The sequence below is a fragment of the Pseudomonas sp. B21-056 genome (assembly GCF_026016325.1).
Taxonomy (GTDB): Bacteria; Pseudomonadota; Gammaproteobacteria; order Pseudomonadales; family Pseudomonadaceae; genus Aquipseudomonas.
In genome coordinates this window covers 1,428,579-1,445,903 of record NZ_CP087203.1, presented here as the reverse complement: position 1 = coordinate 1,445,903, position 17,325 = coordinate 1,428,579, and the positions used below count along the sequence as shown (strand labels likewise).

At 61.4% G+C, this 17,325-nt stretch carries 17 protein-coding genes; 5 read left to right on the top strand and 12 right to left on the bottom strand.

Features of this window, described 5'->3' with window-relative positions:
- Window positions 1-113 precede the first annotated feature (113 nt).
- Window positions 114-1,802 carry a long-chain-fatty-acid--CoA ligase FadD2 gene (gene fadD2 / locus LOY67_RS06420; protein ID WP_265066437.1) on the bottom strand — a complete coding sequence of 563 codons (1,689 nt, stop codon included), beginning with the start codon at window positions 1,800-1,802 and terminating at the stop codon, window positions 114-116.
- 224 nt (window positions 1,803-2,026) lie between these two features.
- Here fadD2 and LOY67_RS06415 point away from each other — a divergent pair, with 224 nt between their 5' ends.
- Window positions 2,027-2,971, top strand: coding sequence for an alpha/beta hydrolase (locus LOY67_RS06415; RefSeq protein ID WP_265066436.1), 945 nt, complete (start codon window positions 2,027-2,029; stop codon window positions 2,969-2,971).
- Window positions 2,972-3,015: 44 nt separating this feature from the next.
- Window positions 3,016-3,486 (top strand): MaoC family dehydratase, encoded by a 471-nt coding sequence (locus LOY67_RS06410; RefSeq protein ID WP_041023860.1) that lies wholly within the window; start codon window positions 3,016-3,018, stop codon window positions 3,484-3,486.
- Window positions 3,487-3,665: 179 nt separating this feature from the next.
- Here LOY67_RS06410 and LOY67_RS06405 read toward each other — a convergent pair whose 3' ends face one another.
- The 5 genes from LOY67_RS06405 to LOY67_RS06385 form a co-directional block, all read right to left on the bottom strand.
- Complete coding sequence (locus LOY67_RS06405; protein WP_265066435.1) at window positions 3,666-4,535, bottom strand: HlyD family secretion protein; 870 nt, start codon at window positions 4,533-4,535, stop codon at window positions 3,666-3,668.
- A 10-nt stretch (window positions 4,536-4,545) separates the two neighbouring features.
- Window positions 4,546-4,752: a DUF1656 domain-containing protein gene (locus LOY67_RS06400; protein ID WP_024781186.1), complete on the bottom strand. Its 207-nt coding sequence runs from the start codon at window positions 4,750-4,752 to the stop codon at window positions 4,546-4,548.
- On the bottom strand, window positions 4,739-6,739 hold the full coding sequence (locus LOY67_RS06395; RefSeq protein ID WP_265066434.1) for an FUSC family protein: 2,001 nt from the start codon (window positions 6,737-6,739) through the stop codon (window positions 4,739-4,741). The genes LOY67_RS06400 and LOY67_RS06395 overlap by 14 nt, the downstream gene beginning before the upstream one ends.
- A 100-nt stretch (window positions 6,740-6,839) precedes the next feature.
- The gene (locus LOY67_RS06390; protein WP_265066433.1) at window positions 6,840-7,118 is read right to left on the bottom strand and encodes a hypothetical protein; all 279 of its coding nucleotides are present in this window, start codon (window positions 7,116-7,118) and stop codon (window positions 6,840-6,842) included.
- Between the two features lie 46 nt (window positions 7,119-7,164).
- Window positions 7,165-7,629: a ferritin-like domain-containing protein gene (locus LOY67_RS06385; RefSeq protein WP_265066432.1), complete on the bottom strand. Its 465-nt coding sequence runs from the start codon at window positions 7,627-7,629 to the stop codon at window positions 7,165-7,167.
- Window positions 7,630-7,834: 205 nt separating this feature from the next.
- On the opposite strand from LOY67_RS06385, the gene LOY67_RS06380 reads away from it, so the two are divergent.
- Together LOY67_RS06380 and LOY67_RS06375 are read left to right on the top strand one after the other, a co-directional pair.
- Complete coding sequence (locus LOY67_RS06380; RefSeq protein WP_024781183.1) at window positions 7,835-8,071, top strand: DUF3820 family protein; 237 nt, start codon at window positions 7,835-7,837, stop codon at window positions 8,069-8,071.
- An 11-nt stretch (window positions 8,072-8,082) separates the two neighbouring features.
- Window positions 8,083-9,264 carry an aminotransferase class V-fold PLP-dependent enzyme gene (locus LOY67_RS06375; RefSeq protein WP_265066431.1) on the top strand — a complete coding sequence of 394 codons (1,182 nt, stop codon included), beginning with the start codon at window positions 8,083-8,085 and terminating at the stop codon, window positions 9,262-9,264.
- 225 nt (window positions 9,265-9,489) lie between these two features.
- On the opposite strand, the gene LOY67_RS06370 is transcribed toward LOY67_RS06375, so the two are convergent.
- The 3 genes from LOY67_RS06370 to zwf are packed head-to-tail and all read right to left on the bottom strand — an operon-like array spanning window position 9,490 to window position 12,342.
- On the bottom strand, window positions 9,490-10,155 hold the full coding sequence (locus LOY67_RS06370; RefSeq protein WP_265066430.1) for a bifunctional 4-hydroxy-2-oxoglutarate aldolase/2-dehydro-3-deoxy-phosphogluconate aldolase: 666 nt from the start codon (window positions 10,153-10,155) through the stop codon (window positions 9,490-9,492).
- A gap of 17 nt (window positions 10,156-10,172) precedes the next feature.
- Window positions 10,173-10,886 carry a 6-phosphogluconolactonase gene (gene pgl, locus LOY67_RS06365; RefSeq protein WP_265066429.1) on the bottom strand — a complete coding sequence of 238 codons (714 nt, stop codon included), beginning with the start codon at window positions 10,884-10,886 and terminating at the stop codon, window positions 10,173-10,175.
- Window positions 10,873-12,342, bottom strand: coding sequence for a glucose-6-phosphate dehydrogenase (gene zwf / locus LOY67_RS06360; RefSeq protein ID WP_265066428.1), 1,470 nt, complete (start codon window positions 12,340-12,342; stop codon window positions 10,873-10,875). Before zwf ends, pgl begins: the two co-directional genes overlap by 14 nt.
- A gap of 196 nt (window positions 12,343-12,538) precedes the next feature.
- Here zwf and LOY67_RS06355 point away from each other — a divergent pair, with 196 nt between their 5' ends.
- Complete coding sequence (locus LOY67_RS06355) at window positions 12,539-13,399, top strand: MurR/RpiR family transcriptional regulator (RefSeq protein WP_171057240.1); 861 nt, start codon at window positions 12,539-12,541, stop codon at window positions 13,397-13,399.
- Window positions 13,400-13,554: 155 nt separating this feature from the next.
- Here the strand turns inward: LOY67_RS06355 and LOY67_RS06350 are convergent, their stop codons facing one another.
- The 3 genes from LOY67_RS06350 to LOY67_RS06340 form a co-directional block, all read right to left on the bottom strand.
- Window positions 13,555-14,409, bottom strand: coding sequence for a D-hexose-6-phosphate mutarotase (locus LOY67_RS06350; protein WP_265066427.1), 855 nt, complete (start codon window positions 14,407-14,409; stop codon window positions 13,555-13,557).
- A gap of 272 nt (window positions 14,410-14,681) precedes the next feature.
- On the bottom strand, window positions 14,682-16,028 hold the full coding sequence (locus LOY67_RS06345) for a carbohydrate porin (RefSeq protein ID WP_265066426.1): 1,347 nt from the start codon (window positions 16,026-16,028) through the stop codon (window positions 14,682-14,684).
- A 136-nt stretch (window positions 16,029-16,164) separates the two neighbouring features.
- Window positions 16,165-17,325: an ABC transporter ATP-binding protein gene (locus LOY67_RS06340; RefSeq protein WP_265066425.1), complete on the bottom strand. Its 1,161-nt coding sequence runs from the start codon at window positions 17,323-17,325 to the stop codon at window positions 16,165-16,167.

Below are 17,325 nucleotides of genomic sequence, written 5' to 3'. Positions count from 1 at the left end.
CTGCTCGCGATAGCGGTAGATCAGCAACATGGATATTGGCTGACACACCGCTATCGCGAGCAAGCTCGCTCCCACCAGGCTCGCTCCCACAAGGGTTTTGCGCTTGGCCTGCATCAAGCGATATCGCGCAGCTCCCTGCGCAGGATCTTGCCCACCGGCGTCATCGGCAACGACTCTCGCAACACGATGTGCTTGGGTATCTTGTAGCCAGTGAAGTTCTCCTTGCAGTAGGCCTTGAGCTCTTCGAGGCTGACGCCCGTCTCCCGCGCCACCACGAACAGCTTCACCGCCTCCCCCGAGCGCTCGTCCGGCACGCCGATCACCGCGCAGTTGGCGACCTTCGGGTGGGCCATCACCACGTCTTCGATTTCGTTGGGGTACACGTTGAAACCCGAGACGATGATCATGTCCTTCTTGCGGTCGACGATCCGCACGAAACCGTCCGGGTCGATCACCGCGATGTCACCGGACTTGAACCAGCCCTCGCTGTCCAGCACTTCGGCAGTGGCTTCAGGCTTGTTCCAGTAGCCTTTCATGATCTGCGGGCCCTTGATGCACAGCTCGCCGCGCTCGCCCAGGGGCTGTTCGATGCCGTCGTCGCTGATCACTTTCATGAGCGTGCCCGGCACCGGCAGCCCCACCGTACCCAGTCGCGATCCCTTGCCATAAGGGTTGGTACAGGCCACGGGCGAGGTCTCAGTCAGGCCATAGCCTTCGGTGATGCGGCAACCCGTGAGCTGCTCCCAACGATCGGCCGTGGCCTTGACCAGCGCGGTGCCGCCGGAATTGGTGAGCTTGAGGCTGGAGAAGTCCAGGGTCTTGAAGTCCGGATGGTCCATCAACGCCACGAACAGCGTGTTGAGCCCCAACAGGGCCGAGAAACGCCAGTTCTTCAGCTCCTTGATGAAACCGCCGATGTCCCTCGGGTTGGTGATCAGCACGTTGTGGTTGCCGGTGACCATCATGCACATGCAGTTCGCCGTGAACGCATAGATGTGATACAGCGGCAACGGCGCGATCATCACCTCCTGGCCCTCGCGCAGCAGCGGCTGGCCGTCGTCGCCGAACTGCCCCAGGCACGCCCGGGCCTGTTGCATGTTCGCCACCAGGTTGCCGTGGGTCAGCATCGCGCCCTTTGCCAACCCGGTGGTGCCGCCGGTGTATTGCAGCACCGCGATATCGTCGAGGCTGACGTTCAATGGCTTGATGGCCTGGCCACGCCCCAGGCGCAAGGCGCTCTTGAAGGAAATGGCCTGGGGCAGCGAATACGCCGGGACCATCTTCTTGACCTTGTTTACCACGGTATTGATCAGCCAGCCCTTGGCGGTAGGCATCAGGTCGCCCATTTTCGCTTCGATCAGGTATTGCAGGTCCGTGTCGGGCAGCACTTCCTGGACCTTGCTGCCGAACAGGTTCATGTACACCAGCGCCCGGGCGCCGGAGTCCTTGAACTGGTGGCGCATTTCCCGCGGCGTGTACAGCGGGTTGGTGTTGACCACGATCAGCCCGGCGCGCAAGGCACCGAACACGGCAATCGGGTATTGCAGGACATTGGGCATCTGCACCGCGATACGATCACCGGGGACCAGATCGGTATGGGTTTGCAGGTAACCGGCGAACGCTGCGCTGCAGCGCTCGAGCTCGGCATAGGTGAGGGTCACGCCCATGTTGCTGAACGCCGGGCGGTCGGCGAATTTCTTGCAGGAACGCTCGAACACCTCGATGACCGACTTGTAGGCCCCCAGGTCGATGTCCGAGGGCACGCCGGTCGGGCGTTTGTCATTCCAGAAATCAGGCTGCATTGTTTTTGTCCTCTTTACCTGAACCTATCCCGGGCCACTTCTGGATTGCTCGCAGAAGCGGAGCTCTTGGGACACTAGCAGCTCTGGCCAATCAGGCAAATATGCCAATTTGTGTCATAGATTGTGTGAATCTTGCCGCCTACGTGTGGCCTGATCAGGCGAGACGCAACGGATGCGCTATACAATGCAGCAACAGTGCGCATGCTCCCATGTAAAGGATCGTCATGATTCATCAAACGTTCTGGCTGACCGCGACCGACCACAGCCGTCTGTTCGTCAATCAGTGGTTGCCCGAAACCGCGCCCGTGGCAGTGGTCATGCTGGCCCACGGCATGGCCGAACACAGCGGCCGCTATGGGCGCTTGGCCCAGGCCCTGTGCGATGAAGGCTACGGTGTCTACGCGCTGGACCTGCGCGGTCATGGCAAGACCGGCGAAGGGGCGATCCTCGGCCACTATGCCGATGAGGATGGCTGGGCCAAGGTGGTCGGCGACCTGGCCAGCCTCAACCATCACATCGGCCAGCAACATCCCGATACGCCCATCGTGCTACTGGGCCACAGCATGGGCAGCTACATCGCCCAGGCCTACCTGTTGCATCACAGCGCCAGCCTGCATGGGGCGATTCTCAGCGGGTCCAATTTCCAGCCGGTGGCGCTGTATCGCGCCGCCCGCCAGATCGCCCGCCTCGAACGCTGGCGCCAGGGCGGCACCGGGCGCAGTGCCCTGATCGAGTGGCTGTCGTTCGGCAGCTTCAATCAGAAACTCAAACCGACACGCACGCCCTTTGACTGGCTCAGCCGTGACCCGGCCGAAGTGGACAAGTACGTCCACGACCCACTGTGCGGCTTTCGCTGCAGCAATCAACTGTGGGTCGACCTGCTCGGCGGCTTGCAGCAAATCAGCAAAGCGTCCAATCTCGCCCAGATCGATCCGGACCTGCCATTGCTGGTGATTGGCGGTGAATGTGATCCGGTGAGCGAAGGCAAGCGTCTGAAGGATCTGGCCGACGCACTGCGCGCCGCCGGCAGCCAGCACCTGCAATTGACGATTTATCCACAGGCCCGGCATGAATTGTTCAACGAAACCAACCGCGATGAAGTGACGGCCGATGTGCTGGCCTGGATTGCCCAGGCCCTGAACCACAAGCGCCCGCCACGCAGCGAGTAGGTTTCCAACGTTTTCCCTCATTACTGCCACAGGATCAGAAACAGATGACCCAGGTTACCAACACTCCCTACGAAGCCCTCGAAGTCGGCCAGACCGCCAGCTACAGCAAATCTGTCGAAGAGCGCGACATCCAGCTGTTCGCCGCCATGTCGGGCGATCACAACCCGGTGCACCTGGACGCCGAATTCGCCGCGGCGAGCATGTTCAAGGAACGCATTGCCCATGGCATGTTCAGCGGTGCGCTGATCAGCGCGGCGGTGGCGTGCGAGTTGCCTGGGCCCGGCACCATCTATATCGGCCAGCAGATGAGCTTCCAGAAACCGGTAAAAATCGGCGACACCCTGACCGTACGCCTGGAGATCCTGGAAAAGCTGCCGAAGTTTCGCGTACGCATCGCCACCCGCGTGTTCAACCAGCGCGATGAACTGGTGGTGGATGGCGAGGCCGAGATCCTGGCGCCGCGCAAGCAGCAGACCGTGACCTTGCCGACATTGCCGGCGATCAGCATCGGCTGACCAGCCCTATCTCTGGTGTGGCACCTACCTGTGGCGAGGGGATTTATCCCCGCTGGGCTGCGAAGCAGCCCTCGAACCTGTCGCCTCGGTGTGCCAGACAGATTGAGTTGGCTGTTTTGGGGCCGCTGCGCAGCCCAACGGGGATAAATCCCCTCGCCACAATGATCTCAGTGCCAGAGCTATCGAGTCCCAGCCTCCTCCCACACCTGCACACTCGCCGTCATCCCCGCACTCAGGTTCACCCCTTCCGGCACCTTGTCCAGCTTGATTCGCACCGGAATCCGCTGGGCCAGGCGCACCCAGTTGAAGGTCGGTTCAACCTCCGCCAGCAACTGCGCGTCCGGATTGGTGTTGCGGTCGGTAATGCCGCGACTGACGCTTTCGACGTGACCTTCCAGGGCATGGCCGGCGCTCATCAGCCAGACCTTGACCGGATCGCCCACGCGAATCCTCGGCAGTTTGGTTTCTTCGAAATAGGCCTGCACATAGAACGTCGAATCGTCGATCAGCGCCATGACCGGCTGCCCGGCGTTGACGTAGTTGCCTTCGGCCAGCCGCAGGTTGGTGATGTGACCGCTGCGGGGCGCCAGGACCTGGCTGCGGGCGAGGTTGAGCTCGGCGACCTTGGCCTCGGCCTGGGCCTCGCGCAGTTCGCCTCGGGCGATGCCGGCGTTGATCTGGGCGTTCTCCCGCAACTCCGCACTGATGGCCTGGGGGCCCAGGGCGGCACGGCGACTGGCTTCGTGTTCACGCAAGCTCAGTTGCTGCTGGCGGGTCTGGACCACCGCCCTGGCCTTTTCCACGGCGGCTTCGAAGCGCTCGCGGTCGATGCTCAGCAATAAATCGCCGGCCTTGACCTGCTGGTTGTCCACCGCCTTGAGCTCACGCACCCAGCCCGACACGTCGGGAGCAATCACCACCACGTCGGCGCGAATCCGCGCGTCCCGGGTCCAGGGCGTGAGCATGTAGTACTGCCACAGGTGTAACCCGGCGAAAATCGCCAATGCCACCACGCCCAGCGTAATGGCGACACGTACGGAGGTCCGCATGTTCAACTCCTTATAACGGCCCGAGGACCAGGGTAATCACTGTCAGGACACAGACGTACAGGGCGCAGTCGAACAAGGCTTCGTGCCAGATCCAGCGTCCGGCCGGCACGAGGCTGAGCAACAGGCGCAATGCACCGGTCACCAGCAAGGCCAGCACCACATAAATCAGGAACGGGCTGAGCAACACCCCGCCAATCGACCACTCACGCAAACCCATGGCTGTGCTCCCGTCGTTCAGGTTCGTGCTGACGGCACCAGGCGCGCCAACTGTTCTGCAATTGCACCACCGCGCCCTGGGCCAACTTCAGCGCATCGCCGGGGGGCTCTGTCGATAACACCTTCAGGAACTCGGCGCTGGCCGGGGCCAACGCATCGGCCAGCCCGCCGGACGGACCGCGTTCGAGCACCTGTTCCAGCGCTTCGAAATAGCGCCGCTGCGCCTGATGATCGGACACCCGGGCGACGGCCAGGCTCAGACGCAAGTGCAGCAGCTCATCACCGATATCCAGGCCGAGCAATCCGTCATCCCAACGGCTGCGCGCCGGGACCGGCAATTCGGGGTAATGCCGCGCCAATTGCAGCAGCCGGTCGGCCATGCGTCCGCCGAACCAGCTCTCGGCGCCACTCAGGTTGCGCCGGGTCAGGCGCACCAGGTCGTCCAGGGTTGCAGCCAGCAGGCGACGGCCGTGCCAGGCCGGATCGCGCAGAATCAGCAGATTGAATGCCAATACCGCCGCCCCCACGCCGATCATCATCGCCTGAGCGCTATTGAAGAATGTCGCCACGTCGTACTTCATGGCGTTGAGCGGTGATATCAGCACTACAAAATGCAGACAGAATGACGTGGCCGTGGCAAAGATCGGTGGCTTGGCCATGCCCAGCGCGCCGAAGAACAGCGGTACGCCCATGGCCATGCAAAGCATGGCGAAACTGCTCCACTGCGGCAGCAGGATCTCGCCGACCACAAACGCCGTCGGCACGGCCAGCAGAATGCCCCGCAGGAAACTCATGCCGATCTGCGCACCGTTTTCGCGGCTGGCAAACAGGCTGCACACAACACACGTCAACACCAACGCGCCCCCTGCTGCGGGCCAGGCCGTTGCCAGCCAGAAGCAGGCAACCGCGAGAAACGCCAGGGCACTGCGGGCACCGAAGACCAGGGCCAGGGACAGGTCACGGTGGGGCGTCAAGGTACGCGGGGGATCCGACGCCGCCCTGCCCTCCCGCACCGCCGCCAGCGCCGCGCAGGCGGCCAGGGCGGTGTCGAGCAACAAGGCGAAACGCGCCAGGCAGTAACTTTGCGCCGAGCTGATCAAGGGATCGTGAGAGGCATCCAGTACCCGCGGTCGCAAGGCTTGCAGCGTTGCACTGTCGGCATCGAGGGCTTGCTGCACCTCGTTCATCCAGGGTTGGAGAGCCTCGGCTTCTGCGGGTTCGAGTTGTTTCCATTGCCGGCGCACCGAACGGGCAATGCGCAGCAGCATCAGTAATTTCTGGCTCAAACCGCTGATGGCCCGGGCCCGCTGCCGACCCAGGCTGCCTTCGAACCAGGCATGTTCGCGCTGGGCATCCACCGCGACGATCCTGCCGAGGATCTCCAGCAAGCCCTTGCGCGCCTGGGCATCACCGGCCAGGGTGGCGCGGGCCGCCTGCATGCCGCTTTGCCAGGCGGCATGGGCCTGGCCCGCCAACTGTCGCTCGACCCGCAACGGCCAGAGCAAGGCACTGGCGGCCGTGGCACAGACAATGCCCAGGCTGATCTCGGTGCAGCGCGCCACCGCCTGATCGAACACCCCCAGTGGATGGGAGATGGCCGGCAAGGCGATGATCGCCACCGTGTAGCCGGCCAACACGAACGAATAGGACCAGGCACTGCGCAGCAGCGTCGAACAGGCCGTGCACAGGCCCAGCCACAAGGCCAACGCCAACAGGAACAACCACGGCGTCTGCGCGAACAGGCCCATGAAGACCACCGACATGACGGTCCCCACCAGCGTACCGAGCAATCGCGCCAGCCCCTTCTGCACCACCATCCCGGAAAGCGGCTGCGCCACGATGAACGCGGTCATCAACGCCCACGCCGGCTGCTCCAGCCCCCACCGCAACGCCAGCCACAGTGCCAGCCCGCCACCGAGCACGGTCTTGATGGCGAACTGCACAGCGAGGCGGTCGGGGGCGAACAAGGCCTGGAGGGTAATGGGCACGCGGGAAACTCTTTCCGGGGTTGCAGTAACGATAGTTGCAATGATGGGTGATGGGGCAGGCGCAATTATTAGCTGGCTATCTATTTGAGTCCAGAGCTGATTACCCGTGGATTTGACAAGACACTTTTTCAGAAAGCCGCATGATGAGGCCGGACGGCATTTGCCCGACTTTGTGGCGAGGAGCTTGTGTGGCGTAGGAGCTGGCGAAGCCTGCGATCTTTTGATCTTGATCTTGATCTTGATCTTGATCTTGATCTTGATCTTGATCTTTCGCTCGCGACTCAATTGCCTGGGAAAAGATCGCAGCCTCGCTTTGCTCGACAGCTCCTACAGGGCCAGCGGCCACTCCCTGAGTACAACTGCGCTTGTCTGTAAACACAAAAAAACGCCAGGCGAACTGGCGTTTTTTTGATCAAGCGCGTGTATCAGCTGGCGCGTGCCTGGTTACGCAGCGCCTTGACCTGATCGTGGTTGCGTTGCACGCCATGATACTGGCGCTCAACCAGATCACGGATGCCGACCAGGTTATGCTTGGTGATCTTCTCCATGGCTTCCTTGTAGGCCTTCTTGGCGTGATCTTCACCGCGCTCGGCTTCGTTGAGGACCGCTTCCTCATCCTTGCCGGTGAACATCGACTTCACGTCCACCCAGCGACGGTGCAGGTCACCGGAGACACTGGTAGAGGTTTCCGGATCGCCGCCCAAGGAACGAACGGCTGCCTGGAGTTCGGACGCGGCCGCGGCGCAATCGGCGGAACGTTGCACGAACAGGGCCTTGAGTTGCGGGTGCTTGATGTCTTCGGCGCAGGTCTTGAACCCTTCCTGACCATCCTTGCTGGTCTGGATCAGGTCGTTCAGGACGGCGATGGCTTCTTTGTTCATGTCGGTCATTTTTCAATTCCTTTGCTGGTGAATAAAAAACCTGCAAGGAATATTGCATCGCTCATGCCAGCCCCAACCAAAAGAAATTATCCTTAAAAATCAATAAATTAATAAACCCATCCAAAACTGTATCCGCGTTATTTGCATGATCTGTCATTTGGCCTGCATGCAGAATGCCTGTATTTTCAAACCTGTTTGATCCAAGACATTTGCCATGAACCCGGAAACCCTCGAACTGCTGGTCACGCGCCAGATGCCCTTCGGTAAATACAAAGGCCGGATCCTGGCCGACCTGCCCGGTCAATACCTGAACTGGTTCGCCCGCGAAGGTTTTCCCCACGGTGAGCTGGGCGGTTTGCTGGCGTTGATGCAGGAAATCGACCACAACGGTTTGTCAGACCTGCTCGATCCCTTGCGCGTCAAGCACGGCAAACCCAAGCCCCGCCCCTGATTGAGCCCACCATGCCCGAGAACACCCTGCGTGCCCGCGATGAAGCTTTTTGGAAGACCTTTGTCGGCCGCTACGACGTCCCCCCCGAGGGGCCGCTGAACCTGGAAAACGGCTACTTCGGGCGCATGTCGCGCACCGTGGTCGAGGAATACCAACGCAATATCGACTTCATCAACCGCAGCAACTCGGTGTACGTGCGCCAGCATTTCGACCGTGAACAGGGCGAGGCGATTCGCCGCCAGGTGGCCGAGTTGATCAAAGCGCCGGTGCAAACCGTGGCGCTGACCCGCAGCGCCGTCGACTCCCTGCAATCGTTGATTCGCAACTACAACGGCCTGAAGCCCGGCGACCAGGTGCTGATATGCGATCTGGAATATCAGTCAGTCAAGAACGCGATGCGCTGGCTGGCCCGCCAGCGTGGCGTGGAGCTGATCGAACTGGTCCACCAGCATCCGGCCAGTTTCGAGAGCCTGGTGGGGACTTACCGCGAAGCGTTCATTCGCTACCCGCGCCTGAAACTGATGACACTGACCTACGTCAACCACCTCACCGGGCTGGTAATGCCGGTGCAGGCAATTGCCGAAGCGGCTCGGGAGTTCGATGTCGACATCATCCTCGACGGCGCCCACGCCCTCGGCCAGATCGATTTTGACCTGGCCAAGATGGGCATCCCGTTCGCCGGATTCAATCTGCAGAAATGGATCGGCGGGCCCCTGGCCCTGGGCTTCCTGTACATCGCCCCGAAACGCCTGGCCGACATCGATCCGGACATGGACGACAGTCATTACCCGGCAAACGACATCCGCTCGCGCACGCCCCACAGCACGTCGAACATTCCAGCCTTGCTGACCCTGCCCCTGGTGTTCGAGGAACACCGCGCCCTGGGCGGAGCCCTGGCCAAAGGTGCGCGACTCCGCTATTTGCGCGACCTGTGGGTCAACGCGGTGCGCGATCTGCCGGGCATCGAAGTCATGACCCCGGATGATCGGCGACTCTACTGCGGCATCACCTCGATGCGCTTTACCGCCCAGGCGGACCAGCAGGCGATGGCCGATCGATTGCTCAACGACTATGGGATCTTCACCGTGGTACGCCAGACCAGCGTCGGGCCTTGTATCCGTATCACGCCGGGGTTGATCACACTGGCAAGTGATATCGAGCGGCTCATCACGGCGTTGAAGGAATTGAGTTGACGACGCCCGGTAGGAGCTGCTGAGTGCAACGAAGCTGCGATCTTTTCCCCAGCAGATGAATCTCAAGACGAGCGACAAGAGCAAAAGATCGCAGCCTCGCTTCGCTCGACAGCTCCTACAGCGCTCAACCAAGCTATAGGGCTCATAAGATCAGGCAAAAAAAACGGCGCGCCGACCAAGCGCACCGTAAAGCCGTAGAACACCCAACGAAGTCCGGTAAAACAATCAGTCCAGCAGCGCCAATGCCTCGGCGGTGCACTCCTGGATGCGGGCCCAGTCGCCGTTCTTGATCCACTCCGGATCGAGCATCCAGCTACCGCCCACGCACATCACGTTTTTCAACGCCATGTAGCTCTTGATATTGGCCGGGCCGACGCCGCCGGTCGGGCAGAACTTCACTTCGCCGAACGGGCCGCCCAGGGCCTTGATGGCAGCGACACCGCCGCTGACTTCCGCCGGGAACAGCTTGAAGCGGCGATAACCCAGGCCGTAGCCTTCCATGATGCCGGACGCATTGCTGATGCCCGGCAGCAACGGGATCGGGCTGGCGACACTGGCTTCGAGCAAGTCACGGGTGATGCCCGGGGTCACGATGAACTGCGAACCGGCCGCCTCGGCAGCCGCCAGCATCTGGCGGTCGAGCACCGTACCGGCACCGGTCACCAGCTCCGGACGCTGCTCGCACAACACCTGGATGGCCTTGAGGCCGAACTGGGAACGCAAGGTCACTTCCAGCGCCGTCAGGCCACCGGCCGCCAGGGCATCGGCCAGGGGCAGGATGTCCTGTTCGCGGGCGATGGTGATGACCGGCAGGATCCGCGCCTTGGCGCACAGTTCGTCGATCAGGGTAACTTTGTCCGCCATGGAAACGGTCGGGGATAGGGTTGTCATAGCGGCTGATCCTTGGTTCATGGGCACCAGTAAATCTCTAACGTAGGTTGCAAAAACGCGCGGATCGGCATTTCGGCGACGTTGTCACCGGCCACCGCAGCGTTCAGGGTGGTCAATTTCGATTGACCGGAAATCGCCAGCACTTTGTGTCTGGCCGAGGCCAGCAAGGCGCGGCTCATGGTCAGGCGCTGGTGCGGCACGGTCGGCGCCAGCATTGGCCAGCAACGACGAGCGCCCTGGGCATCCAATGCTTCTGCCAGGTTCGGGCTGTCGGGGAACAACGAGGCGGTGTGCCCGTCGTCGCCCATGCCCAACACCAGCACATCGATGGGCGGCAGCTCGGCCAGCAGGCGATCTGCCTGTTCGGCGGCGGCCTCCAGGTTGGCACTGGCGCTGTAGAGGCTCAGGAACTGGGCCTTGGCCGCCGCACCTTGCAAAAGGTAACGCTTGAGCAGGCCGGCGTTGCTGTCGGCATGTTCAACCGGTACCCAACGCTCGTCGGCGAGGCTCACCACCACCTTCGGCCAGTCCAGCGCCTGCTTGGCCAGGCTCTGGAAAAACGCCACCGGGCTGCGCCCGCCGGACACCACCAGGACCGCCGTGCCACGCGCGTCGATCGCCACGCGCAATTGCTCGGCCACTTTCAATGCCAGGCCTTCAGCCAGCAGCACCGGGCTCTTGAATGCCTGGGCGCTGACGCCCTGGGGCAGTTTCACTTCAGATATCGCCATACCATGACCTCCCGTCCCGCGTGATCAGTGCAATGGAGCTCATCGGCCCCCAGGACCCGGCCGCGTACGGCTTGGGCGCATCACCGGATTTTTTCCATCCGGCGATCAGCTGGTCACACCACGTCCACGCGGCTTCGATTTCATCTTTACGGACAAACAGGTTCTGATTGCCGTTCATGACTTCCAGCAACAACCGCTCGTAGGCATCGGGGATCCGCGCGCTACGCCAGGTGTCGGAAAAGTTGAGTTGCAAAGGACCGCTGCGCAATTGCATGCCCTTGTCCAGGCCTTGCTCCTTGGTCATCACCCGCAGGGAAATGCCTTCGTCCGGTTGCAGGCGGATGATCAGTTTGTTGCTGATCTGCAAGCGCTGCTCGGGAGCGAAGATGTAGTGGGACGGTTCCTTGAAGTGAATGACGATCTGCGACAGCTTCTGCGGCATGCGCTTGCCGGTGCGCAGGTAGAACGGCACCCCGGCCCAGCGCCAGTTGCGAATGTCGGCGCGCAGGGCGACGAAGGTTTCGGTGTCGCTCTGGGTGTTGGAGTTGGGCTCTTCCAGGTAGCCGGGCACGGCCTTGCCTTCGCTGTGGCCGGCAATGTACTGGCCGCGCACCACTTGGGTGGTCAGGCCTTCCGGGCTGATCGGCGCCAAGGCCTTGAGCACCTTGACCTTCTCGTCGCGGATACTGTCGGCGGACAGCTCGGCCGGCGGGTCCATGGCGATCAGGCACAGCAACTGCAACAGGTGATTCTGGATCATGTCCCGCAGCTGGCCAGCCTTGTCGAAATAGCCCCAGCGGCCTTCGATGCCGACCTTCTCGGCCACGGTGATTTCCACGTGGGAAATGTAATGCTGGTTCCACTGGGTTTCGAACAGGCTGTTGGCAAACCGCAGCGCGATCAGGTTCTGCACCGTCTCTTTGCCCAGGTAATGGTCGATGCGGTAGGTGCGGTTCTCCGGGAAGAACTGCGCCACGGCGTCGTTGACCTTGCGCGAGGATTCCAGGTCCGAGCCGATGGGTTTCTCCAGCACCACACGGGTGTTTTCGCTCAAGCCGACTTTCGCCAGGTTCTCGCAGATCGACCCGTACACCGCCGCTGGCGTGGCGAAATAGGCAATGACCTGCTGGGCCGGGCCAATCTGCTCGGCCAGGGCGACATAATCGTCGGCCTTGAGGAAATCCACATGCAGGTAGGACAGTCGCGCCATGAAGCGCTCGAGCACGGCTTCGTCCAGGTCCTTGTCGCCCACGTAGCGGCGCAGTTCGGTGGCGATGAAGGCCAGGTGCTGCTGCTCGCTGCCGGGTTCACGGGCCAGCGCGATGATTCGCGTGTCCTCGTGCAACAGGCCGGCGCCGTCGAGTTGATAAAGGGCAGGAAACAGCTTGCGCAGGGCCAGATCGCCCAGCGCGCCGAACAAGGCAAAGGTGCACGGTTCAACCGTAATCGAAGGCATGATGTTTGTTCTTTTATCAAGTTAGGCTACAAATACCTTTTTTCAAGGCATCACTCAAGGAAAAATGTAGTAATAACCACAACATTTTCCGAAAATACTGATTCCGAGTGGTGGTCCGTCGGAGCCATCAGTAGGATAGGCCACCGCAAAGGGTCGTATCAAAGACCCGTCTTTCTAGGAATCCTCTATGGACCGCGTGCGAAATTTACTGGAGCAGATCCAGAGTCGCCTTGAAGACCTGAACAAGGCAGAACGCAAGGTGGCCGAGGTGATCCTGCTCAACCCACAGCAGGCCACCCGTTTCAGCATCGCCGCCCTCGCCCAGGCCGCGTCGGTCAGCGAGCCCACGGTCAACCGTTTCTGCCGTTCGTTCGGCGTCAGCGGCTACCCGGAGCTCAAGCTGCAACTGGCCCAGAGCCTGGCCAGCGGCGCCGCTTACGTCAGCCGCGCGGTAGAGGCCGACGACAATCCGGAAGCCTACACCCAGAAAATCTTTGGCAGTGCCATTGCTTCGTTGGACAGCGCCTGTCAGGCACTTGATCCAAATTTGATCAGCCGTGCCGTGGACCTACTGATCCAGGCCCGACAGATCCACTTCTTCGGCCTCGGCGCCTCGGCCCCGGTGGCGCTGGATGCCCAGCACAAGTTTTTCCGCTTCAACCTGGCGGTGACCGCCCACGCCGACGTGCTGATGCAACGCATGATCGCCTCGGTGGCCCACACCGGTGAGCTGTTCGTGATCATTTCCTACACCGGCCGCACCCGCGAACTGGTGGAGGTGGCTCGCATCGCCCGGGAAAATGGCGCTTCAGTGCTCGGCCTCACGGCTGAAAACTCTCCCCTGGCCAAGGCCAGCACCTTGAGCCTGAACATTCCCCTACCCGAAGACACCGACATCTACATGCCGATGACCTCGCGGATCATCCAGCTCACCGTGCTGGATGTGCTCGCCACCGGCATGACCCTGCGCCGGGGTGTGGATTTCCAGCCGCACCTGCGCAAGATCAAGGAAAGCCTGAACGCCAGCCGGTATCCGGTAGGGGATGAGTTCAACTGATCGAGCTCCAGGGCTCTGTTGCCTGACAGGCCGTCATCGCGAGCAGGCTCGCTCCCACACTGATCTGCTTCGAACACAATTATTGTGTCCAGTGAAGATCCACTGTGTGCGAGCCCGCTCGCGATAGGGCCAGTCGCCGCACCCGATATCCCGACCTAAGCCCCCACCCGCGCCTGCAAACTCAGGTGCGCCCGCTCCCCCGGCGCCAGGCACAGGCTGTCGGTGCCGCCGCTGGCCGCTTCGACGCAGACAAACTCACTGACTTCATCCCAACTCACCCCCAGTAATGGCCGGGTACCGGGATGCCACACCACGGTGTCGGCACTGTCGCCGGTATCGATGCACAGTGCTCGCTGCCAGGCGTGGTCCTTGAGCTGCAATTCGCCTTCGTGCTGGAACACCCGCTGGCAGCCGCCATCGACCCGCAACTCGCCTTCCTGCTGGCACACCGCACGGTTCAATTGGTCGTAACCTTGCGCGCCTTCGAGCCCAGACAGCGCTACCTCACCAACGTCACCGATACGCCAGTAGGCATGCAAAGCCTGGCTCAACTGGCACGGCAGGCTGTCCTGATGCTCGGTGCTCAAGCGCAGTTCCATGCGCTCGCCAAGGTCCGCGTGCAAGTCCACCTGCCAGTCGCACAGTTGCAATTGCCAATGCAGATGCACGCCGTCGTCGTCGCTGCGGCTGTCCAGCAGCTTCCAGTCGATCAACCGCGCCCAGCCATGGGACGGCCAGGCGTTTTCACTCGGATGACGGCCATACCACGGCCAGCACACCGGCACCCCACCCCGTATCGCTCCGACCTGGGGCCATTTGGCCGCGCACCACAACCAGGGTTTCTGCCCACGGGGCTGGAAGTGCAGCAACTGTGCGCCCTGGCGACTGAACACCGCCTGGCACAGGGGATGATCGATCACCAGCACATCGCGCTGCCGATAGCGCTCCCACGCGAACACCGGGCGCTCGCGCAAGGATCTGAAGAAGCGTTGTAGCGGATGCTCATGCATGGGCCGCGGTCCTGGAAATCATTCAATACTCAACTGGGCATGGCGGTTTTTTGTGGCGAGGGGATTTATCCCCGCTGGGCTGCGCAGCAGCCCCCCAGGCAAATCAGCCACAGCGATGTTGCAGGTAAAACAACAGGGGTTGCTGCGCAACCCAGCGGGGATAAATCCCCTCGCCACAGGTTCTACTCCAGCCAAGCACTCCCCAAAAAAAAGCGGACAGCCTTGGCTGTCCGCAAATATGCGCACATAGAGAGGAGCTTATCGCAACAACGTTAGAACACCGACTGAATTTTCAGGCCGGCCACCAGCGCGTTGTCCACTTCATCCACACCACCTGGGTGAGTGATGTACTGCAGGTTTGGACGCACGGTGAGCCAGTTGGTGACGTGGAAACCGTAGTTGATCTCGTAGTTGTACTCAGTGGTACGCAGCGGTGCGAACAGCGGGTCGTTGTAGTCGGTCACGCCATTGGCATCGTTGGTCAGCTCGGCGTTTTTCTTCACGTCGTCGTTGACATGGATACGAGAGAAACCGATGCCGACGTCGTCTTTCGGACGCGCATCGAACGGCCCCTTGTACACGAACATCAACGACTGGTAGTTGTCGACGAAGTTGGTGTCCTTGTCGTGGAAGGTCGCGTTGGCTGCGATGTTCAGGCCGCGGGACGCATCACCGTTGTGGGTGGTGAGTTGTTGTTGCGCCACGAACCAGTAGCCGTGCTTGCTGTTGTGGCTGCGATAGGCGTTGCCGGTGGTCGCGGCGTTGTCACCGTTGTCGTCTTCAAGGACGTCATTGGCATCGGCCGTGCTCTTGTAGTAACCGACACGGTATTCACCCGGCAGGCTGTTGACCTTCGGCGACCAGACCAGCTCGACCGGAATCACAGTGCCCTTGGTACCACTGCCGCTGAGCTTGAAGCCGTTGCCGTGCTCCAGCTGCGAAGGGTTCTGGTTGTAGGCACCGATCTGCGCATAGAACTCAGGCGTGATGTTGTACTTCACGCGCAGCGCTGCCTGCATGACCGGCCAGTTGTACCAGATACCGGTGGCCCAGTTACCCGCCTGGGAACCGCAGAATGCCAGGTTCTGGAATTCGCAAGGGAAGGTGTTGAAGTCTTCGCCTTCACCGAAGTAACCGGCCTTGACGTCCAGCTTGCCGTCGAGGAACTGGTGCTTGATCCACAGTTGGGTCAGACGGACCATGTGGCCACGGCCGTAGACTTCCTGGGAGGAACTCAAGGTGCCGGCACGCGGGTCGCCGACACGGTCGTTGGAAATGTTTTCGCCGTTACGGTTGGTCAGCTGGATCTTGGCCTGGGTGTTATCCCAGCCCCACAGCTTTTGCAGGTCCAGTGCCACGCCCAGGCCGAACTGGTCGGCGTAACGCGCAGTCTTGTCGTTGTTGTAGCCACCGTGCAGGTTGCCACCCACTTCACCGACATAGTCAGCCTTGATGTCGATACCCTGCTCGATCAGCTTGGTCCGCTCACCACCCCAGTCGCCCGTCATCCACTGCGAGTCGGCGCTGAACGCGTCGGCAGCCTGTGCGCTACCGGCCAGCATCATCGCCGCAACGGCTGATAACTGGCAGATAAGCCGGGCATTGTTCTTCTTCTTCATCCCTACATTCCTCGTCTTTATTGTTATTAACTGTTTTTATTTTTTCTAACGCGGTTTACAACGATTGCGGTGAGCAGTCCCCCACCCACCGCATACTTCTTTTTTGTGGGAGCGAGCCTGCTCCCACATTTGTTCTTCACCGGCCTTTGAACTGCGCCACGTTCGGTGCCCGCCCCTCGGCTTGCGCCTGACCAGCCACACCCAGGCGCTCACCGGTCTGCGCATCAAATAGTAATACTTTTTGCGGATCAAACTGAAGCGTCATCGTTTCACCGGCCTGTGGCGCCACGTCCGGAGCCAGGCGGCAGCAAACCTTGGTGTCATTTAGACTGACAAATACCAGGGTGTCCGGGCCGGTGGGCTCGGTGACCTGGACTTCGGCACGAATGGTCGGCAAGCCGTTCGGCTCGCTGCCGGCCAGCACAATCTGTTCCGGGCGCATGCCAAGAATCACCTCGCGGTCTTCCAGACCGGCGTCCTGCATGCCCAACGGCAACTCGCAACGGGCCTGGCCGCTGTCGAGCAGCGCCATCAGGCGACCGTCCTTGCGTTGCAGGCGCAGGGGAATGAAGTTCATCGGCGGCGAACCGATGAAGCTCGCCACGAACAGGTTGGCCGGATTGGTGTAGATGTCCTTCGGCGTGCCGAACTGCTGGATGATCCCGTCCTTCATCACCGCCACTTTGTCGCCCAGGGTCATGGCCTCGATCTGGTCGTGGGTCACATAGACCGTGGTGGTCTTCAGGCGCTGGTGCATCAGTTTCATTTCGGTGCGCATCTCGACCCGCAGCTTGGCGTCGAGGTTGGACAGCGGTTCGTCGAACAGATAGATCTTCGGCCGCCGCGCCAGCGCCCGGCCCATGGCCACGCGCTGTTGCTGGCCGCCGGAGAGCTGGCCGGGCTTGCGATTGAGCAGGTGTTCGATCTGCAACAGCTTGGCGACCCGGGCCACTTCCTCGTCGATGGCCGATTGCGGCATCTTGCGGATCTTCAGGCCGAATTCGATGTTTTCGCGCACGCTCATGGTCGGGTACAGCGCATAGGACTGGAACACCATGGCGATGTCGCGATCCTTGGGGCTCATGCCGCTGACATCCTGGTCGCCGATCATGATCGCGCCACCGGTGATGGTTTCCAGGCCGGCGATGCAGTTCATCAGGGTCGACTTGCCGCAGCCCGAAGGCCCGACCAGGATCAGGAACTCACCGTCCTTGATCGACAGTTCGATGTTCTTCAGGGTGTCGGGCAAGCCGGCGCCGTAGGTCTTGTTTACATTGCGAAGTTCGAGCGTTGCCAT